Annotated in this window: 20 protein-coding genes; 9 read left to right on the top strand and 11 right to left on the bottom strand. The window is 72.0% G+C overall.

Annotated features, from left to right (window positions below):
* Nucleotides 1-117 precede the first annotated feature (117 nt).
* From AB0B66_RS28705 to AB0B66_RS28695, 3 genes are all read right to left on the bottom strand, one after another.
* Entirely contained in the window at nt 118-1194 is a 1077-nt protein-coding gene (locus AB0B66_RS28705) for a hypothetical protein (RefSeq protein ID WP_360535783.1), read from the bottom strand.
* Nucleotides 1195-1232: 38 nt separating this feature from the next.
* Nucleotides 1233-2099: a sulfotransferase domain-containing protein gene (locus tag AB0B66_RS28700; RefSeq protein WP_360535781.1), complete on the bottom strand. Its 867-nt coding sequence runs from the start codon at nt 2097-2099 to the stop codon at nt 1233-1235.
* Nucleotides 2100-2225: 126 nt separating this feature from the next.
* The gene (locus AB0B66_RS28695; RefSeq protein WP_360535779.1) at nt 2226-3263 is read right to left on the bottom strand and encodes a helix-turn-helix domain-containing protein; all 1038 of its coding nucleotides are present in this window, start codon (nt 3261-3263) and stop codon (nt 2226-2228) included.
* Nucleotides 3264-3442: 179 nt separating this feature from the next.
* Between AB0B66_RS28695 and AB0B66_RS28690 the strand changes: the two genes are divergently transcribed.
* Together AB0B66_RS28690 and AB0B66_RS28685 are read left to right on the top strand one after the other, a co-directional pair.
* Nucleotides 3443-4300 (top strand): alpha/beta hydrolase, encoded by an 858-nt coding sequence (locus AB0B66_RS28690; protein WP_360535777.1) that lies wholly within the window; start codon nt 3443-3445, stop codon nt 4298-4300.
* Nucleotides 4297-5700 (top strand): hypothetical protein, encoded by a 1404-nt coding sequence (locus AB0B66_RS28685; protein ID WP_360535775.1) that lies wholly within the window; start codon nt 4297-4299, stop codon nt 5698-5700. Before AB0B66_RS28690 ends, AB0B66_RS28685 begins: the two co-directional genes overlap by 4 nt.
* Nucleotides 5701-5709: 9 nt before the next feature.
* Here AB0B66_RS28685 and AB0B66_RS28680 read toward each other — a convergent pair whose 3' ends face one another.
* Nucleotides 5710-7134 (bottom strand): 5'-methylthioadenosine/S-adenosylhomocysteine nucleosidase, encoded by a 1425-nt coding sequence (locus AB0B66_RS28680; RefSeq protein WP_360535773.1) that lies wholly within the window; start codon nt 7132-7134, stop codon nt 5710-5712.
* Nucleotides 7135-7491: 357 nt separating this feature from the next.
* On the opposite strand from AB0B66_RS28680, the gene AB0B66_RS28675 reads away from it, so the two are divergent.
* On the top strand, nt 7492-9015 hold the full coding sequence (locus tag AB0B66_RS28675; RefSeq protein WP_360535771.1) for a metallophosphoesterase: 1524 nt from the start codon (nt 7492-7494) through the stop codon (nt 9013-9015).
* A 4-nt stretch (nt 9016-9019) separates the two neighbouring features.
* Here the strand turns inward: AB0B66_RS28675 and AB0B66_RS28670 are convergent, their stop codons facing one another.
* Nucleotides 9020-9496, bottom strand: coding sequence for a DUF3592 domain-containing protein (locus AB0B66_RS28670; protein WP_360535769.1), 477 nt, complete (start codon nt 9494-9496; stop codon nt 9020-9022).
* A gap of 142 nt (nt 9497-9638) precedes the next feature.
* Between AB0B66_RS28670 and AB0B66_RS28665 the strand changes: the two genes are divergently transcribed.
* Nucleotides 9639-9869: a hypothetical protein gene (locus AB0B66_RS28665; protein WP_203691689.1), complete on the top strand. Its 231-nt coding sequence runs from the start codon at nt 9639-9641 to the stop codon at nt 9867-9869.
* A gap of 183 nt (nt 9870-10052) precedes the next feature.
* Here the strand turns inward: AB0B66_RS28665 and AB0B66_RS28660 are convergent, their stop codons facing one another.
* Nucleotides 10053-11270: an MFS transporter gene (locus AB0B66_RS28660; RefSeq protein ID WP_360535767.1), complete on the bottom strand. Its 1218-nt coding sequence runs from the start codon at nt 11268-11270 to the stop codon at nt 10053-10055.
* Between the two features lie 83 nt (nt 11271-11353).
* On the opposite strand from AB0B66_RS28660, the gene AB0B66_RS28655 reads away from it, so the two are divergent.
* Nucleotides 11354-12436 (top strand): substrate-binding domain-containing protein, encoded by a 1083-nt coding sequence (locus tag AB0B66_RS28655; RefSeq protein WP_360535765.1) that lies wholly within the window; start codon nt 11354-11356, stop codon nt 12434-12436.
* Between the two features lie 99 nt (nt 12437-12535).
* Here AB0B66_RS28655 and AB0B66_RS28650 read toward each other — a convergent pair whose 3' ends face one another.
* The gene (locus tag AB0B66_RS28650) at nt 12536-12670 is read right to left on the bottom strand and encodes a hypothetical protein (protein ID WP_275412025.1); all 135 of its coding nucleotides are present in this window, start codon (nt 12668-12670) and stop codon (nt 12536-12538) included.
* Between the two features lie 341 nt (nt 12671-13011).
* Here AB0B66_RS28650 and AB0B66_RS28645 point away from each other — a divergent pair, with 341 nt between their 5' ends.
* From AB0B66_RS28645 to AB0B66_RS28630, 4 genes are all read left to right on the top strand, one after another.
* The gene (locus AB0B66_RS28645) at nt 13012-14646 is read left to right on the top strand and encodes a SpoIIE family protein phosphatase (RefSeq protein ID WP_360535763.1); all 1635 of its coding nucleotides are present in this window, start codon (nt 13012-13014) and stop codon (nt 14644-14646) included.
* Nucleotides 14643-15704: a cobalamin-dependent protein gene (locus AB0B66_RS28640; RefSeq protein ID WP_360535761.1), complete on the top strand. Its 1062-nt coding sequence runs from the start codon at nt 14643-14645 to the stop codon at nt 15702-15704. Before AB0B66_RS28645 ends, AB0B66_RS28640 begins: the two co-directional genes overlap by 4 nt.
* Before the next feature lie 9 nt (nt 15705-15713).
* On the top strand, nt 15714-16073 hold the full coding sequence (locus AB0B66_RS28635) for a gamma-glutamylcyclotransferase (protein WP_360535759.1): 360 nt from the start codon (nt 15714-15716) through the stop codon (nt 16071-16073).
* A gap of 168 nt (nt 16074-16241) precedes the next feature.
* Nucleotides 16242-16574, top strand: coding sequence for a hypothetical protein (locus tag AB0B66_RS28630; protein ID WP_360535757.1), 333 nt, complete (start codon nt 16242-16244; stop codon nt 16572-16574).
* Nucleotides 16575-16581: 7 nt separating this feature from the next.
* Here AB0B66_RS28630 and AB0B66_RS28625 read toward each other — a convergent pair whose 3' ends face one another.
* The 4 genes from AB0B66_RS28625 to AB0B66_RS28610 all read right to left on the bottom strand — a co-directional run bounded on the left by AB0B66_RS28625 (nt 16582) and on the right by AB0B66_RS28610 (nt 18611).
* Complete coding sequence (locus AB0B66_RS28625) at nt 16582-16941, bottom strand: STAS domain-containing protein (protein WP_360535755.1); 360 nt, start codon at nt 16939-16941, stop codon at nt 16582-16584.
* Nucleotides 16942-16992: 51 nt separating this feature from the next.
* Entirely contained in the window at nt 16993-17334 is a 342-nt protein-coding gene (locus AB0B66_RS28620; RefSeq protein WP_360535753.1) for a MerR family transcriptional regulator, read from the bottom strand.
* A gap of 76 nt (nt 17335-17410) precedes the next feature.
* A complete protein-coding gene (locus AB0B66_RS28615; protein ID WP_360535751.1) occupies nt 17411-17911 on the bottom strand; it encodes an Hsp20/alpha crystallin family protein in 501 nt (166 codons plus the stop codon).
* Nucleotides 17912-18095: 184 nt separating this feature from the next.
* Nucleotides 18096-18611, bottom strand: a complete 516-nt coding sequence (locus tag AB0B66_RS28610; RefSeq protein ID WP_360535749.1) for a GNAT family N-acetyltransferase — start codon at nt 18609-18611, stop codon at nt 18096-18098.
* Between the last annotated feature and the right edge of the window lie 134 nt (nt 18612-18745).

The raw sequence follows: 18745 nt of genomic DNA, 5'->3' as shown, positions 1-18745 counted from the left end.
CCTCCGCTGGACCGATGGACACACGCCGTCGTGCAAGCCGGTCCAGTCGCATTGTCCTGCTTCGGTGCACCGATCACCTCGCGGAACAGGTAATCCGTGACGGACCGGCCCGCGCCGTCAGCCGTCCAGCCCGTGTCTCGCGGCCACCGCACGGGCCTGCGGCGACCTTCGCGGCCCGTGTTTGAGCAGGTCCCGGGCGTGGCCGCGAAAACCCCAGCGGGCGGCGACGTCGGCCGCCTCCCAGAACAGCCGGTCGGGCACCGACCACGGCAGGCCGCCGACCCAGCGGTCGACGACGCCGGCCCGGGTCCGGGTGGACTCCAGCAGGGCGAACGCCCGGCCGGTGAGGACGTTCGCGACACCGTCCACGGTCGCGGGCACCGCATCGTAGGACACCGACAGGACACGTTCGCGTGACAGGACATCGCGAAGGCCCGCACCCGACGAGACCGCTTCGGCGGGGTCCGCCGTGCCGATCTCCACGACGCCGACGGTGACGATGAGGGTGCCTTCGCCGTGCTCGCCGGGGTCGGAGCCGTCGCGCAGCTCCACCGTCTGGGCGAGATGATCGGCGGGCAGGACCCGGTAGAACAGCGTGCCGTGCGCGTCGGCGAGCCGCCCGGTGAACCCGTGCTCGGCCAGCACGGCGGCAACGCCGTCGGCCAGGGCGTTCATCGCCGCCGGTGGCAGCCGCCGGTCCCGGGGCGTACGCGGACTGCGGTTGATCGCCAGCAGCGCGCGGATCGCCGCGGCGTGCACGTCCGGCAGCGACAGCACGCTGCGCACCAGCACGGCCTCCCGGTCCACGTGGTGTGCCGCGTCGACGCCGGGCTGGTCGGCCAGCTCGTCTGCCAGCCCGTCGGCGGCGACGTCGGCGTACGACGACACCGCGTCGTCCAGACCGACGACCGTGTTCCACCCGGGCTCGTCGACGGACTCGACCTCGGCGACGCTGACGATCCAGCGCAGGTCTTCGACATCGAGTCCGGCGTCGCCCTGCGGGTGCCGGGGGAGAGGGCGGGCGTCGGCGAGGGCCTCGGCGACCGGATCGTCGCAGCTGGGTGCCAGCCGCACCGGTCGAGGCGTGCGCCGCCGAGGCGTCAGCAGGACATTCAGGACAGCCCAGACGATGACGCCGACGGCGAGCAGGAGCCTCGGCACGACGAGGATCCTCCACAGCAGCCGGGCGCGCATTCGGACAGGGTGGCGAACTCCGCCGCCGGCCGCAAGCGCTAGGCGGCGGGGTAGCCCAGCCGTTCGGCGAGGTCGCCGTACCGCGCGCGGAAGGCCTTGCGGTGGCGCTCGTCGAAGTGGTTGCGCCAGTCGCCGGGCACGCCCTTGCGGTAGTGGTTCATCTCGTCGACCTCGCCCGGCCTGCGGGCCGAGTCCGACAGCCGGGTGAACGTGTAGTGCTCCACCGCGAGCCGCGCGAACGAGCGCGGCAGCCGGTCCAGGGTGAACACGGGCAGCGCGCGGCGCAGCCTGGCCCTGCCCGGCTCGGCCCGCAGCGCGCCCAGCCGCCACCGGACGGCGGCGGTGCGGACCAGCTCGCCGACCACGCTCGGCGGCACCAGCAGCCGGTAGTGGTCGAAGATCTGCGTCCAGGTCGCCACCTGCTCGCTGATCTGGTCCTCCATCCGCAGCTCCAGCACCTCGGGCTGGTGGTAGTCCCAGGTGTCCATGTGGTCGAGGAAGTACCCGCTGAACTCGATCTCCTCCAGCAGGCCGTCCGGGACGTCCAGGTCCAGCAGCCGCTTGCGGTGGTCGATGAGCTCGTGCCAGGTCACCCCGAGCGCGTGTACGCCGTGGGTGTTGCGGTGGCTGAAGTAGCCCGACACCACGATGTCGCGCGGGTCGCGGATGACGTTGACGGTGCGCCGCTCCGGCAGGGTCTCGTAGTCGCGCTGCGCGATGTTGGTCAGCGACAGCAGGTCGACCCGTTCCTGCCGGACGAGTTCGGCCAGCGATCCGTAGGGGGCCCACTGCTCGGGCGCGATGACGGTGAACATGTTCAGGCCGAGCAGGCCGCAGGCCTCCCGCAGGATGGCCCGCGACCAGCTGGACGCCGCCTTGTGACGGCCGGAGTAGACGAGCAGCACGCGACCTCCAGAGCCGTCCCGGACGGGTGCCGGCGGCGCCGTCGGCATCGAATATCGACAATGGTCGCAAAGAGTTTGCAACATTGTTAACTGATAGACAAGCGCCCCGCTCCGGCAGCCTCGCCGTCAGCTGTCCGGACCGGCGTACACCAGGTCTGCGATCGCGTCAGCCGCCTCGTGACAGGCGGCCACCTCCGCGGCGGTACTGGCCAGCACGTAGATCGCGCGCAGGTTCGCGGGCCGGGACGTCGCCAGATGATGCACGACCGCGTCGAGGACCACCGCAGCGGTCCGCGCCGGGTCGCCGCCGCCGACGCCCGCGCCGAACAGCGGCAGCAGGATGCCGGTGACCGGCTCGCCGGGCAGGCCCAGGTCCTCGGCGGCGCGCAGCGCGCTGGTCGTGCACCGGCCCAGGTCCGCCACGGGACGGTAGCCCTCACCGGGCTCGCCGGACACCGCGGCGACATGAAGCACGTACCGGACGTTGTGGGAGGCCGCCAGGGCGCCGGGTCCGGTGACGACGGCCGTGCCCGGCGCCACCGGACGCCGCCCGTTCACCTTGACCGACAGCTCCTCGGCGATCAGGTCGTGCAGGACTCGCCCGAACTCGTCGCGCACCGCACCGCCGTAGCGCACGATCGCCGACAGCGACCGCTCCTCGAACCGGGCCATCTCCATCGACGTGTTCTCCGAGTTGACCCACACGTCGGCGAAGTCGACCCGGCGGATGTCCCCGGCGACGATCCCGACGAAGGCGTCCCTGGACGGATCGCCGGTGAACCGGTAGCGGGCGACCTGATGCGCCGCGGCCAGTGGCGGCACCTGCCTGGGCTGGTCCGGTGGTGCGAGCAGGCGGCGGGCCCGACGCGTGTCGGCCACGCGCTCCCACGCGTCGAACCACGGCCGCCACCGCTGCGGCGGCACACCGAGCTGCCTCAGCACGTCCTCCAGCACGTCACGGGGGATGAGACGGTCACCGCGCAGGTAGGGGTTCAGCGTGCTGGACGACAGGTTCACCAGCTTCGCCAGCTCCCGCCCCGACACCTGTACCCGGCCGGGCCCGGCCGCCTGCCGCCGCAACGCCGCCAGTGCGGTGACCAGCTGGCCGAGGTCGTTGATGCGCGCTGGATCGGGACCGCCTCCCGCGACCGCCACCGCAGCCACCGCCTCTCCCTCGTGCCGTCGGTCCATTGTCGACCGGCGGGACGGACGCGGCCAACCGCGTTCGGCTCCCGATCGCGGCAATCCCACGGTCGGGCGGCGACCAGCCTCGACACTCGTGCTCGTGAAGGTGATGTCGGCTTGCGGACACCGCCCGGCGCCAGCGGCTGAGGGGGTGCAGCGTGCTGCGCACCGCCGCTGAGTGGCGACTCGAGGACATCGCCTACACCGAAGCCGGGCTGGAGCACCGTGACAGCTCACCCCGGTTCCTGCTGGTGCACGGGCTCGGTGGGGCGCGGCGGCAATGGTGCACCGTGCAGGAGCAGCTCGCGCGGCACGCGTACTCGATCGCTGTCGACGTGCCGGGATTCGGCGACAGCCGCACCCGCGACCGCTTCGACGTGCACGGCGCGACGCGCAAACTCGCGCGTTTCGTGCGGCACCGGGGCCTCGACGACTGCGTGCTGGTATCGCACTCGATCGGCAGCACGGTCGCGGCCCTGCTCGCCGCCGACGGCGGCATGCGCTTCCAGCGTTCCATCCTGGTCAGCGGCACCCTGTTCCGTGCGGTCGGCGTCGCCCAGCGGCCCTGGCAGATGCTGACCCGCGGACGGCTCGGGCTGACGGTCGCTGCGCAGTTCCTGGTCGGCATGATCCCGGTGAGCGCGGCGGCCCGGCGACTGCTCGCCGCGTCGCGGTGGGTGCGCCGGCTCGCTTTGTGGCCGTTCGTCGCCGCGCCGCACGCGCTCGACCCGCACTGCGTGGCCCGCGCGCTGGAAGGCTCCGGCAGCCCGACCGTGCTGCGCGTCCTGCTCGACGCCCGCCGCATCGACTTCCCGGCCATGGTGGGCGCGATCCCGCACCCGGTGGACCTGGTCTGGGGAGCGCACGACCGGCTGATAAACGCCGAGGACATCGTCACCGCCGCCGGGCTGTGTGACGTCGCCAACCGCCACGAGATCCGCGACTGCGGGCACTGGCCGATGATCGAGCGCACAGAGGAGCTGGTGGCGCTGTTTCTGAAGTGGGGATCCAGATGAGTCAAGACGTACGCGAACGCCTGGCGGCACCCAGCGCCGAAGCACCGCCGCGGCCGCTGGCGCAGGCCTTCGATCCGCAGGACCTCGTTGCCACGATCCCGGCGCGGTGGCACCGGGCGCGCTGGTTCTGGCTCTTCGGAGCCCTCGCCGCAGTCGCGTTGGTACTGGTCAACGTGTATCAGGACACGATCGGTTCGGCATCGGACTTCCAGCTCGGCGACGACCTGCGCCGGATCTTCAGCTTCCCCGGCGTGCCCGATTCGGCGCCCGCGTTCCCGCTGGTGCGCGACGTTCCCAGCTGGCTGCTGCTGGTCACCATCTCGGTGAGCCTGGTCCTGCTGCGCCACGAATGGAATCGCATGAGGCGCTGCCTGCCCGATCTCGTGCGTGCCGGGGTCCTGCAACCCCGTCCCGTGCACTTCCGTGACGGGGTCGTCGACGCGGCCCGCACGTACGGCAAACCGCGTCTGATCCCGCAGTGGCTGTTCTCGGCGCAGGACCGGACGCCCGGCCCGACGCTCGGACCCGCCATCGAGGAGAACTCCCTGACGGCGTTCCTCGGCGCGGTCCGCGCCCGGGCCCGGGCGGTCCGGTCCTCGGTCACCGTCGTGATCATCCTCGCCTCGGTGCTGCTCGCGTTCGGGCTGGTGCAGTGGCAGCGTGACGGCGGCCTCTTCTCCAAGATCGTGCCACCGGGGCTGTCCGGCGAGCAGCGTGAGCGGTGGCTGCAGGCCACCTATGCGGACTGGTGGGCCAGCGACGAACGGTTGTGGGGCAACGCGCTGTACTTCTTGGTGGCGTTCGTGGCGTTCGCGGTCGTGCTGTCGTTCATCACCGGCGGCGTCTACGCGATCTACGTCGCGGCCGGGCTGAAGCACGCCTGCCGGCAGCGTGCCGACTGGGCCGGCGAGGACCGTGACTTCGGCTGGGAACCGCTGGGCAAGGTCTATCGCACGGTGTGGCAGGCGCTGCTGCTGCTCAGCTTCGCGATCGCCGTCATCGGATCGGTCCTGGGCTTCACACTGTCCTCGCCGGTCGGCTTCCTCATCTGGGTCAGCATCGTCAGCGTGCCGCTGTTCCTGATCGTGCCGGGGGTCATCTTCCGCAACGCGGCGCAGCAGGCCAAGGACGCCGAGGCCAAGCCGCTCAGGGAAGCGTTGACCATCATCACCGGGCAGCTCGAGCAGATGCGCGCGTCCGCCCAGCCCGAGGCGGAGCGGGCGGCCCAGGAGGTGAAATACCAGGCCGATCGCCGGGTGCTGCTGGACCAGCTCGACCGGATCTACGCCGCACACATCAGGCCGCTGCGCGTGATGCCGCGGATCATCCTCGTGGTGCTGATCCCGCAGACGCTGGTCGTGCTCGGTCTGGTCTTCGGTGCTATACAGGCCTTCAAATGACCGGGACGGTCAGCTGATGGTGATCGTCGCCGTGCGGTCCATGCCGGGCTTGAGCGCGTAGAGCGTGAAGCGCAGGGTGTAGGTGCTGCCAGGCTGCAGGGTCAGCGGCGGGCAGCCGTCGAACTCGACGATCCCGTCGCCTTCGTTGCGCAGCGCCGTCGGCTCGATGGTGCCGTCCGGGCGCGTCTCGACCTGCTGGCTGAGACAGCTGTCGCCGCCGACCATCCAGTAGACGTTGATGTACTCGGCGTCAGCCGACGAGTCGCACGGCGGACCGCAGTGCCCGCTGAGCATGAACCGCGCTGTTTGCCCGCCCGACGGGGGAGTCACCACCACCGACTGCTTCGGCCCGACCGTCGGTGCGGTCGCCGTGTTCACGACGGCCGACGCCGAGTTGCTCTGCCTGGCCGGTCGCGCCGAGCCTGAGCCGACCGGCTGCCCCTGACCCGCGAGTGTCGACGCCGCGGCGGGCATCGTGGTGGCGGCCTGCGGCCGTGGTGAGGACGTGACGCCGGAATCCCCGGCACCGGTCGCCAGGTAGGCGCTCGGCAGTACCAGAGCGGCCAGCACGACGCCGAGCGCCAACAGAACCCGCCTCGGCGTGCTCCGTGGCCGCGGACGGCGACCGGTCTCCGGTGGTCCCGCCTGGTGCTGCGGGCGTGCCGCCTGGCTCTCCGCGTGTGCGGCGATCAGCGCCACGGCGAACGCGGCGGCGTTGGCAGCCGCGACCTCGCGCCAGCCGTGCTGGTCGGACGCGTCCTTGCTTTCGCCGACACGATCGCTGATGCCCCGCACGACCAGCATGGGCAGGTTCTGGTTGAGCTGGGCGGCCTCGGCGGCACCCGAACTCTCCATGTCGAACGCGGCGGTGTCGCCGTACAGGACCCGGACCTGCTCGGCGAGTTCGCCTGTGGCGGCGTTCACGACGACGTCGCTCGCGGCGATCGGGCGGAACACCACCTTGGCGCCGTCGGCGGGCTGCCTGCCCGCGGGCAGCCGGTCCCGCCAGCGAGTGTGCAGCAGGTGGTTGGCCTCCTGGAACAGGTCGTGCGGGGCGTCCCAGGAGCGTGGCCGGTTCTCGTACCCCGACTCGGTGACCTTCCCGCCGTGCAGGGCGTAGATGCGGGAACCGACGACGATGTCACCGAGGTGCAGGTCGGTGTGCCGGGCACCGGCGATGCCGACGAAGACGACCGCGCTCGGCCGGAACGTGGCTATCGCCCGCTCCGCGATCGCCGCCGCCGCGCGATTGCCCATGCCGACCATGCCCAGCCCGATGCGCACCCCGGAGCCGGTGATCGTGCCCCGCTCGAACACGGTCCCCCGAGGATGGGTGATCCGCTCCAGGCCGGTCAGCAGGTCTCGGACCGCGGCGTACTCGATGTCGACGGCCGTCAGCACGACGACGTCGGTCGGGTGGGGGATGTCGGGCATCGTGGGTGGCGACCTCGGCATTGGGGAGTTAGGCGGCCGCGTTGCGCGGTCCTGGGACGAGCCTAACGTCACGGCGACGTTCTTGAATGCCCACAGGGAACCTCCCACCCTCCCGCTGCGCCGACCGGTGCGGTCTCGCGTGGACGATCAGGGCTGATCTCCCTCGGTGAGGGGCGTCCCTTGTCCCTGCCGTCCAAATGGGGGACTCCCAGGTGTGAGAGACAAGTCCTGGACGGTGCAGGTCCTCGGTGCTGAGGCAAGTGGCCAAACCGAAGAAATCGCCCAGAAATGTAAATAAGGTGCGAATGGTGCAAGTGACTCAAATATCAAACAAGGTGTGACCGTGAGGGGAACAGCGTGAAGAAACCTCGGCATGTCGCGCGGTGGGGGCTCATTGCCGGACTGCTGGTCGCGGCGGTTCTCACCTCGGCGACGGTCTCACCGGACCCGGCGGCGCAGGGCGGCGGCGGACGCTCCGGCGGCCGCGGGGACGGCGGCGGCTACGGTCCGACAACGCCACCCACCCCGCCGCCTCCGGGGGCGCCGACGCAGGAGGCCTGGGCGTGGACCCAGCTGATCCCGGGCGGCGCCCAGGTCCGGGTCGCCACCCCCGCGAGCACCTGCCCGATCCTGGTCGTCACGACCGGCGCCCAGGTCGTACGGCACCAGATGGTCCTCGAAAGCACCGTCGCCCTCTACCCGACCACCGCCACCGTCTGCACCCGGCGGGTCGCCGCCACCGCCACCGCCGCCCGCATCGACACGGCGACCAGCCCCGTTCCGCTGCGGCCGAACGCGAACGGCGCCGTGCCGCTGCCGAACTGGACCCAGCCCGGCTCGCCGACCAGCCGTCCGGCGAACATCGCCCTGATCGGCGACACCGGATGCCGCATCCCGGCGACCGGCACCCCGCAGGCCTGCACGCCGCAGGGCTGGCCGTTCCAGCGCGTCGCGACCAACGCCGCGAACGAACCGGCACCGCCGAACCTCGTCGTGCACCTGGGCGACTACATCTACCGGTCCCGGCCGGGCCCGACGCCGTCGCCGTTCTGCGGCGGACCGGGCACCAGCCCGAGCATGCACACCTGGGGCTGCCTCGTCGCGGACTTCTTCCAGCCGGCGGCACGGCTGCTGGAGCAGGCGCCGTTCGTGTTCGTGCGCGGCAACCACGAGACCTGCGGCCGCTCGGGCGAGGTCTGGTTCCGCTACCTGGCCCCCACACCGAGCCTGACGGCGTGCGGCGCGCCGAACCCGGAGGACTTCAGCCGGCCGGTACGCATCGACGCGGGCACCCTGGGCCTGCTGTTGATGGACACCTCCTGCGCCTCCGACGAGGCGAACCCGCCGTCCTGCGCCCTGGCCCAGCGACCCGCCCGGTACACCGCGCAGTTCAACGAGGTGAACAACAGCCTCGTGCGGGACGGCGACAACTTCCTGCTCAGCCACACTCCCATCTGGGCGGTGCGCGGCGAGACCGCGGCGGGCAACCCGGTATGGATCGACGAGATCCTGTCCGACGCCGTCGCGGCGACCGGCCTCGGCATCCTCGACCGGCGGATCGACCTGGTCCTGGCCGGCCACATCCACCTGTACCAGATGCTGACCTTCGAGACGAGCACACAGTTCCACCGCCCGCCGGTGGTGACGGTCGGCGCGTCGGGCACCGAGCTGGACCCGAAGACGTGGCAGGACAGCGCCCTGATCGGCAGGCTGCTCGACGGCGTCGCCATCGGTGAGCTGATCACGGTGGACCGGTTCGGCTACGGCGTGCTGCGCGACACCGGCACGACGTGGAACCTGCGGTTCTTCAACCAGTTCGGCACCCGGGTGCCGGGCACGAACTGCAACCTCGTCGGCGCGAGGTTCCCCAACTGCCTGTGACGGTTCAGGTCGGCTCGCGGCGCAGGCTCGGGTTGTTGAGCATGTCGGTCGCCACCATGACGCGGCTGGGATCGCGGGGATGGACCCGGACGGGCACCACGATGCCCGGGCGGATGCGGTCCCAGCGGGTCCGGTGGTAGGGCTGGCGGGCGGTCGCCGGGTACGGCGTGCGGCCCGGCACCTCGACGGTCATGGTCAGGCGGAAGTAGCGCACGTCGTTGCTGTCCCACTGGGCGGTGGGTTTCACCCCGGTCACCAGACCGCGGCCGTCCACTCCGTGCCGGAGGATGGCTTCGCGCTGGTCGCTCCAGCGGTTGAACAGGAAGAACACCACCATCAGAACCACGCCCACGCTCACGAACGCGGGGCCCACCCACCATCGCTCGTCGTCGCGGTCGAACACGACGAACGCGACGAGCCCGATGCCGACGAACATCAGGCAGAACGCGTACTGGCCGATGCGGCGAAGCAACCGGAACATCCATACACTGTGGCGGGCATCGGGTGGCCGGGCCAGAGGCCGGGAGCGTCAGCTTTCCGATGGTGGCGTGCGGACCGGTCGGCAGCGCCGGATCGCGGCCATTCCGCCCTGGTCGGTGACCTGCCGTCGGTACCGTGAGCACATGACGACGGTGACGGCGAACGATGTGCGGGTGCTGGCGCGGTCCCGGGACACCGACCCCGTCCTGGCCGTGGTCGACGGCGAGCTCGTGGTGATTCCCGAGGCCGAGGTCAGGGAACAGGACAGGGTGGTGTGCACCCAGCGGACGCTGGTCCACGAGCTGGGCATCGAGGTGAGCGACATCGAGGCGCAGCTGTTCGCCGGGCGCCTGACCGCGCTGCTCGCCGAGTAGCCGCAGCGGCGCGGGTTCGGGGACGGTGGAGATGGACGCGGCGCTCTATGGCACCGCCGGCACACGCGCCCCGGTCCGGTTCGCCGAAACCGATGCAGCCGAGGCCGAGCCGGGACACCACCAGGCCCGTGCCGCCCAGTCTGGTGTACTACATCGTGGACCTCGGTTGTCGGTTTCCGGTGCTCACCGGACCGCGCGCGGCAGCGCCAGCAGCACCAGCAGCGCTCCTGCGGCCATGACGGCGAACACCATCGCCATCCCGAACGCCTCGGTGAGCGGACCCACCACGACCGGCGCCGAGATCGCGCCGACCCGCGACAGGGCCGAGACCATCGACGCCGTACGCGCGGCGGGGATGCCGTGCCGCGCCGACAGCTGGTCGCCGGCCCCGAACAGCAGCGGGAACACCGGCCCGGCGCCGATCCCGGCCGCGGCGATCGCGACCAGCGCCGCGCCGGCCGGCCCTTCGGCCAGGGTGACGGCGAACCCGGCGAGCACCGCCAGGACCATCGTCACGCCGCTGCCGGCGGCGACCGCCCGCGCACCCCACCGCCGCTGGGCGGGGTCGAGAACCAGGCGGGACAGCACCAGCCCGGCGGCGAACAGCACCGGTGCGACTGCGGCCAGCTTCGGTGCGGCGTCCAGCCCTCGGCTGAGCAGCAGCCCCGTCCACTCCTGCCCGGGGCTTTCCACATAGCTGGCCGCCAGCGCCGCCACGGCCAGCACCGGCAGCACGTGCCGCAGCCGGACCGCCCGGCCCCGCTGCGCTGGCACGTCCGGCCGCCGCGGGGTCGGCATGGGCGGCGGGCCGGCCGCGACACCGGCGCGTGGCCGCCACGTGGTCGCCGCGAACTGCACCGCGAGCACGACGGCCGCCACCACGCCGAGGTGAACCAGGACCGGGATGCCCAGACCCACCGCGGCGGCGCCGAGCAGCCCCGCCCCGGTCAGCGACAGCGACCAGGTGGCGTGCATGCGGCCCATGAGCGGGCTGCCGGCGACCTGCTGGACCTTGACCGCGGCGGCGTTCATCGTCACGTCGTGCGCGCCGTCGAACAGGTTGGCCAGCAGCAGCGCGGCCGCGAGCAGGAACAGGTCGGGCGCCCCGACGACGGTGACGGCCAACAGGGCGTATCCCGCACCGGCGACCAGCGTCGCGCCCGACTCCCGGGCGACCCGGGTCAGCGCCGGTGCGACGAGCGAGCCGAGCAGGCCGCCTATGGCCGCTGCGAACAGCGCGGCGCCGAACTCGCTCTCGCTGGCCCCCACCCGGTCCGCGATCTCGGGGTAGCGGGTCAGCAGGCTGCCGTAGAGCACGCCGTTGACCGCGAACGCCGCCGCGGGCCGGGACCAGTCGGCGAGGGGGATCTTGCGGGCGGCGGTGCTCGAGGCGAGGGCCACGCGGTAAACTTATACGTATCAGAACGCGCCAACAAGCTCAGTTATACGTATAAGAAGACACCTGCAGCTCAGAGAGTGATCACATGGGTACAGCTCCGCGGCCCCGGATGACCGACCTGGCCCGTGCCCTCGGCGTCAGCCAGGCCACCATCAGCAACGCGTTTAACCGGCCCGATCAGCTGCGCCCCGAACTGCGCGACAGGATCCTCGCCGCCGCACGCGAAGCCGGATATCCCGGACCCGACCCGCTCGCTAACACCTTCCGCCGCGGGCGGACCGGCGCCGTCGGCTTCATCGTCCACGAGCCGCTGCAGTACCTGTTCGAGGACGCCACCGCGCGGCTGACCATGGCGGGAGTCGCCCGCGCCTGCGGCGAGCACGGCTCATCGCTGGTCCTCGTGCCGCGGACCGAACCCGGCCGGCCCGACATCGTCTCCTCGGCACTGGTCGACGGGTTCGTCGCGTTCTGCGACCCGCTCGAACCCGAGCGCACCGAGCTGCTGCGCGCCCGCCGACTGCCCGTCATCGGCCTGGACGCCCCGGTCGCCGAAGGCGAGCCGTACGTGGGCATAGACGACCGGGCCGCCGCCCGTTCCGCGGCCGCCCACCTCGCCGCGCTCGGCCACCGGCACTACGGCGTCATCAGCTTCCCGCTGGCCAGAGGGTCCGCGCCCGGGATCGCCCCGGCGGGCCTGGCCGCCCCGACCGACTACGTCGCCAACCGTGCCCGCCTGGCCGGATACCGCGACGGCCTGGCGCCCGCGCTCGACACCGGCGGTTCCGCCGTCGTCGTCGCGGCCGCCGGAGTCGAGGAACGCGACGGCGCCGCCGCGGCCGCCGCACTGCTCGACCTGCCGCAGCCGCCCACGGCCATCCTGGCGATGGGGGACCGGCTCGCCCTCGGCGCGATCTCGGCCGCGATCGAGCGCGGTCTGACCGTTCCCGGCGAGCTGTCCGTAGTCGGGTTCGACGATGTGCCCGACGCCGCCACGGCGCGGCCACCCTTGACCACCGTGCGGCAGCCGCACGACGACAAGGGTGCCCAGGCCGTTCACCTGTTGTTCCACGAGGGACCGCCGCCCGCCGCCCCGGTGCTGCTGCCCACCCGGCTCGTGATCCGCGGGTCGTCGGGACCGCTGGCGGCGTCCGCCCGGCCGCGACCGTAGACCTGTGCCCCCATGTCCCGCCAGGTGGCCCACGACCCCCCGCCCGCCGAAATCGCCATCCGGACCTTCTGACGGGGCGCTGCGGCAACGCGGGCGCCGTCAGCCGCCGGTGTACTCCGGATCGTCCGGCCCTTCCGCCGGTTCGATCGGGTGCGGGGTGCGTCCGCGCTGCTCGCGAATCTCGGCCTCGTCGTCCTCGCGGACGATTTCCGGCTCTTCTGGCGTCTGGCTCATCGCGGCCTCCTCGATCGGGCATCCGCTGACGTACCCGCGACCCGCGATTTCCAGTCATCGGCACCCGGCCGGCGGCAGGTCACGCCTCGATGCCGATGCATCCGTATTCCAGGCTGCCGCCTCGTCCGGCTTTCAGGGGCGCGGGCAGTTTACGGCCACCGTACGACGCTCCCTGAAAGTGACCGGCGTCACGATTGCGAGGTCGGGGACCGGGTATACGCCGGAAAAGTCCGCGGCCATGCGCTGTGCCGCGGCGGCCGTGGCAGGGTGGGTGAATGCGAGAAGAGATCACGACGGTGCGGTCGCCTCATCCCTCCACGTCTGACTCTTCCGACGTACACGTGTTCACCGGCCTCGATGTCGCCGAGCCGGCGGCCGCCGCGGGTTCGCCCGACGTGCACCCGGGAACGCCCTGGGCCGAACTGCTCGACGGCTCCGACGAGATGATCTTCATGGTCGACCGGGCAGGCGTCGTCCGGGTCGCCAACACCGCCGCCGTGAACACCCTCGGCCTCACCGTCGGCCACACCGTGACCACCCTCCCGCTGGCCGGCGTCCTACAGGGACCGCCCGGCTCCTTCGACCTCGACCTCGACGAACGCCGCCTGCGCGGCCGCGGCACGCCGACCGGCGAATGGACCCGCTGGTACGTACGCGACGTCACCGACCAGGTCATGCGCGTCGACGCGCTGCTGGCCGAACGGTGGCGCTCGGCGTTCCTGGCCGAGGCCGGCCGCCGGCTCGGCTCCTGCCTCAACCGGGTCCGCGCGGCACGGACCACGGCCGTGCTGGCCGTACCCGCCCTGGCCGACTGCGCCGTCGTCGTGCTCGACGACGAGCGTGAACTGGCCTGGTTCCGTGTCGACGTCGGTCCCGACGACCGCACCGAGACCACCGGCTGCCTGTCCCGCCGGACACTGCGCCCCGACAGCGCCCTCGACCAGGCCATGACCGGCCTCAGCGTGCTCGACGATCCCCGGCTCGGCGACGACATCGCCGCGCTGCTGGCACCCGGCTTCGGCACCGTCGGTTCCGCGATGGTCGTGCCACTGCCGGGCCACACCAGCCCGGCCGGGGCACTCGTGCTGGCCCGGCACGCCGGCCGCGCCCCGTTCGAGACCGTCGAGGTGCACCTGGTGCGGCAGTTCGCCGCCCGCGCCGGCGCGGCCATCAGTGCGGCCACCCTGTACGCCGCGCAGGCCGACGCCGCCGAAGCGGTCCAGCGCAGCGTCGAACCGCCCGCACTGCCGCAGGTGCCCGGCGTCGCGCTCGGAGCCGCCTACCGTCCCGCCTGGGAACGGCTGCGCATCGGCGGCGACTTCTACGACGTACGCCCCGCCGGCGACGGCAGCGGCACCTGGATGTTCGTGCTCGGCGACGTGTGCGGCAAGGGCATCGAGGCGGCGGTGCAGTCCGGCAACACCCGGCAGAGCCTGCGCGCCCTCTGGCTGACCGAGCGCCGCCCGCTGCGGCTGCTCGACCTGCTCAACCAGGCGACTCTCGCCGGCGACGAACCGACCATGGCCACCCTCGTCGTCGGCACGATGGCCACCGGAGCCGACGCCGAGGTCACCGTCACGCTCGCCACGGGCGGCCACGCGGCACCCCTGCTGCTCCACACCGACGGCACCGTGGCGGAGGTCGAGCTGTCCGGCACGGCCATCGGGCTGCTGAATGACGCACCGTTCGGGGAGACCCGGCTGACGCTGCGGTCCGGTCAGACCCTCGTCCTCTACACCGACGGGGTCACCGAAGCCCGCGGCCGTTCCACCGAGCACCCCCTGTTCGGCCCCGAGCGGCTGGCCGCCGAGATCCAGGCATACCGGGGCGCGCCCGCGGCCGTCATCGCCGAACGCGTCGCCCAGCGTGTCACCGACTGGGTCGGCGACCGGCTCCAGGACGACATCGCCGTGCTCGTCATCCAGGCTGAGCCCCCACCCGACACCGCGACCGGCGCAAAGGACACCCGGCCATGACCGCAGCCGTATCCCCCGCAGACCGCGAGCAGTACCTGGCGCTGGTCGACGACGGCGCCCAGGCGAGCGCCGTCGACTTCGCCCTCGCCCTGGCCGAACGCGGCGTGCCGCCACGTGACGTCCTGCTGGACCTGGTCGCGCCGACCCAGGCCCGCATCGGTGACCTGTGGGCGCGCAACGAGTGGAGCGTCGCGCAGGAGCACGCCGCGACCCATGTCAGCGAACAGGTCGTCGCCGCGCTGGCCGCCCGCCACCGGCCGCAGACCTCCACCACCCGCGGTGTACTGGTGACCGCGTGCGTGGACGGCGAATGGCACGCCCTTCCCGCCCGGCTGTTCGCGGAGGTCGCCCGCTGGGACGGCTGGGACGTGCGATTCCTGGGCGCCAGCGTCCCCGGCCCCCACCTGATCTCCTACCTGCACCGGCACGGTCCCGACGTCGTTGCGGTCAGCTGCTCGGTGCCGACGCGGCTGGTCGCCGCACATCGCGTCATCGAAGCGGCGCAGGCCGCCGGGATACCCGTGCTGGCCGGCGGGCGCGGGTTCGGCCCGGCAGCGCGCTGGGGCCGCAAACTCGGCGCCGACCGCGTGGCAGCCGACGCCGGTGACGCGGTCGAGCTGCTGCGGTCCTGGCTGCCCGCCATAGCCGGATCCGACCCGCTGCGGGAGTCGTTCGTCAGCGACGACGAGCACATCCTGATCGCCAAGCGCAACCCCCAGCTCGTCGCCGCCGCGATGGACGACCTGTCGCAACGCTTCCCGGCACTGGCCGGCTACAGCCCGCTCCAGCGCGAGGCGACCGAATTCGACCTCGGCCAGATCGTCGAGTTCCTGTGCGCGGGGCTGTTCGTCGACGACCCCGAGCTGTTCACGACGTTCCTGGACTGGCTGCGCGTCGTGCTGGCCACTCGCGGCGTCCCGGCATCGACCGTGGACCTCGTGCTCGACGTGTACGAGCAGCAGCTCTACGACTTCCCCCGGGCCGGGGCGCACGTGGCGGCGGGGCGCAGACGCCAGGCGCACGCGGCTTCGCCGGCCGGCGGTGAAGGCAGGGGATAGTCTGGTCCGGTGAGTGATGATCTAGGGCCGACTCACCGCCTGGCGACGTACGGAAGTCTCGCGCCGGGCAAGCCGAACCATCATCACCTGCACGGCCTTGACGGCCGCTGGTTCCCGGGCCACGTGCACGGCCGGCTCGTGGACGCCGGATGGGGCAGCGCCCTCGGGTTCCCCGGGCTTGCCGTCGACCCCGGCGGCGGGCGCGTCGGCGTCCACGTATTCGAGTCCCGCGACCTGCCCGCTCATTGGGCGAGGCTCGACGAATTCGAAGGTCCGCAGTACGAGCGAGTCGTCGCCCGAGTGCACACGCCGGGCGGAGGGGTCGATGCGTGCATCTACGTGGTGAAGGCCTCACCAGCCGGGACGTGAGATCCGGCCGCGAGGGGCGCGGCTGCCGCCGGGCAAAACGCCCGTGGCTCAGCGGGCCGGCGGAGCTCGCGGGCATGGTTCGTAGGTTTGCCCGCCCGCCTGAACGGTGAGTTGGTAGGTGTCACCGGCCGGTCCGGTTCGGTGACCTCTGCCACGGAAGGACCCGTCATGGCGAAGTTTTTGACCATCGGATACGGCGACGAGGCCGGATACGACCGTACCGCTGCGGAGCTGCGCGCGCGGGCGCATGCCCATGATGCCCGGCTGCGCGACGCCGGTGCCGAGTCGGGGATCGCCGGCTCGCCTGTGCAGGTGAGAAATCATGACGCCGCCGGGGTGGTGGTCGAGAAAGGCCCGTTCATGTCGGCCTCGCTTCCGGTGGCCGGGTTCGCCCTCATCGAGGCTGCCTCGATCGAGGAGGCGATCGAAGCCGTGTCCGCGACTCCGTGCGCGATCGCGCACGGAGTCGTCGAGGTGTGGCCGTTGGACGAGTCGGCGTAGGCCGCCGCTAACGACTGCTGGTGATCACGACACCCGGCGTCGCCCAGGGCGCGAGCACGTCCACGACCTGCCGGACCACGCCGTCCGGCCTCAGGTGGACGTGAAGCCGTCCGTCGGCTCGCCGCATCGGCTCGCTGGCCTGGAGAAGCAGCCGCCAGGCACGGCAGCTGATGAAGTCGAGCCCGGTCAGATCCAGGTGCACGTCACGGGTCCCGGCGGTGATGGCGTCGGCGAGTGCCGTGACCACCAGGTGCTCGTTGGACAGATCCGCCTCACCGCGCACGCGCACGGTCCCTGTCGTGACGGTGACTTCCAGCGGCGCGGCCGGCGGTGTCGGCCGGCGCTCGTGTTCGGCATCGATGTACACGGCTCCCCTCCCGGCGAACCGTCGACCCCGGGAAGCCGGATGGGTCCCGCTTCAGGGCTGCTGCGGCGGGGCTGCCAGCCGGCTCTGCAGGATCGCGATCATGGCGTTGGCGGCGGCCAGCCGGTACTCCAGGTCGACGATGCGCACGACGGCGTCGAGTCGCAGGCCTTCGTCGGCCAGGATCCGCGCGCGATCGGCGCGTTCGAGGTCGTCGCGGCTGTAGCGGCGGTGACCGCCACCGGAGCGGTGGGAGGCGAACAGGCCTGCGGTCTCCACGGCACGCAGGAACGCGGGAGTCACGCCGATCGCCTCCGCCGCCGTGCCCATCGCGTAGGCGGGGAAGTCGGCGTCACCCAGTGCCGCCGCGAGCCGTTTCGGTGTCTGCTCGGCCACAGTCGCCTCCATGGTGGGGCCGGTGCCCGGGTCGGCGCACCAGGTCGGCGCCGCCCGGGCTCGCGGACCGGGTTGATCAGGTGTGCGCGCCCGCGCTCACCTGGCGGCGTTCGGTACGGCTGTCGCCACCCTCGACGGTGATCATCCGCTGGCCGGCGGTGGTGCCGAGGGTCTTCTGGTCCCCGTGGGAGACCTCGATGCGGCGCGGCTTGGCGCGCTCGGCCACGGGGATCCTCAGGGTCAGCACCCCGTCGCGGTATTCGGCGCTGATCGCCTCGACGTCGAGTCCGTCGCCCAGCACCAGCTGGCGGCTGTAGCTGCCGGAGGGCAGCTCCGACACGAGGTAGGCGGCGTCCTCGGGGTCGCGGCGGCGGCGCTCACCGCGCACGGTCAGAGTGTTGTTCTCCGCGGACACGTCGAGGCTGTCGACGTCGATGCCGGGCATGTCGAACCGCACGACGAACGTGTCGCCGGTGCGCAGGCAGTCCATCGGCATCAGCGCGGGCGTGCGGGCCGCGCCGAACACCTCACCGGCGAGCCGGTCGAGGTCGCGGAACGGATCGAATCGCATGATCATGATCAACACACCTCCGTAAGGATATCGGCCGCAAGTTGCCTCTTGCGCCGTCAGCAGAAATTCTATACCGGCCACGTCAGATTTCAAGCTTCAACCAATAAAGATTTCCTGGCTCGGTCAAGCCGTACGCAGGAATCTTCTCGTCCCGCACAGCCGCGTATCGTGCCGGCGGCACCGCTCGCGCTCACACCGGCGACGGCTCCCGCGCAGCGCGGACCATGCGGATCTCCCGTACCCCGTCTTCGACCAGGGCCGTCCCGTCGGCGACGAAGCCGTGCCTGCGGTAGAACGCCTGCGCGCGAGGATTCGGATCGGCGACCCACAGCGCCGCCGACTCTGCCGGGTCGATCACCGCCCGCAACAGTGCCGGCCCGACACCCGTGCCGTGGTCGGCTGCGTACACGTAAAGCACATACAGCTGCCTCTGCCACCCCGCCGCAACGTCCAGCGGCGGTCCCGACATCGCGATCCCGATCAACCCGCCGTCCCGCTCGGCCACAGCCGACCGGTTCCCGCGGTACCGCTCATCGGTCAACGCGGCAGTCCAGAACCGCTCCCGAACAGTCGGGAAACCCGGATCATCAAGGACCGCATCCGGCATGAGTCCCCGATACGTCTCCTGCCAGCACCGCACATGAACGCGCGCCATCTGGGCGATGTCCTCGACCTGGGCCGGCCGGACAGTCGGTGGGGAACCCATCGCCGCATCGTAGGCCGGGCCCGGATGGCCGTCGAACCGGATTCGCGGCGACCGCGAGGCCGCCGGCCCGCGCGGTTTCACTCGACACGGCGAACGTTCACGGTCACGGCACCACGGTTCCGGCGTGCCGCCGA

Origin of the sequence: Catellatospora sp. NPDC049111, from assembly GCF_040648615.1 — a bacterium.
GTDB classification, from domain to species: domain Bacteria; phylum Actinomycetota; class Actinomycetes; order Mycobacteriales; family Micromonosporaceae; genus Catellatospora; species Catellatospora aurea.
The sequence above is the reverse complement of the archived record's forward strand: the minus strand, read 5'-3'. Positions and strand labels throughout refer to the sequence as shown.

Coding starts and splice junctions, on each gene's coding strand:
- AB0B66_RS28705 (WP_360535783.1), bottom strand. CDS start 1,194: ATGCGCGCCCGGCTGCTGTGGAGGATCCTCGTCGTGCCGAGGCTCCTG.
- AB0B66_RS28685 (WP_360535775.1), top strand. CDS start 4,297: ATGAGTCAAGACGTACGCGAACGCCTGGCGGCACCCAGCGCCGAAGCA.
- AB0B66_RS28680 (WP_360535773.1), bottom strand. CDS start 7,134: ATGCCCGACATCCCCCACCCGACCGACGTCGTCGTGCTGACGGCCGTC.
- AB0B66_RS28670 (WP_360535769.1), bottom strand. CDS start 9,496: ATGTTCCGGTTGCTTCGCCGCATCGGCCAGTACGCGTTCTGCCTGATG.
- AB0B66_RS28665 (WP_203691689.1), top strand. CDS start 9,639: ATGACGACGGTGACGGCGAACGATGTGCGGGTGCTGGCGCGGTCCCGG.
- AB0B66_RS28655 (WP_360535765.1), top strand. CDS start 11,354: ATGGGTACAGCTCCGCGGCCCCGGATGACCGACCTGGCCCGTGCCCTC.
- AB0B66_RS28650 (WP_275412025.1), bottom strand. CDS start 12,670: ATGAGCCAGACGCCAGAAGAGCCGGAAATCGTCCGCGAGGACGACGAG.
- AB0B66_RS28640 (WP_360535761.1), top strand. CDS start 14,643: ATGACCGCAGCCGTATCCCCCGCAGACCGCGAGCAGTACCTGGCGCTG.
- AB0B66_RS28630 (WP_360535757.1), top strand. CDS start 16,242: ATGGCGAAGTTTTTGACCATCGGATACGGCGACGAGGCCGGATACGAC.
- AB0B66_RS28615 (WP_360535751.1), bottom strand. CDS start 17,911: ATGATCATGCGATTCGATCCGTTCCGCGACCTCGACCGGCTCGCCGGT.
- AB0B66_RS28610 (WP_360535749.1), bottom strand. CDS start 18,611: ATGGGTTCCCCACCGACTGTCCGGCCGGCCCAGGTCGAGGACATCGCC.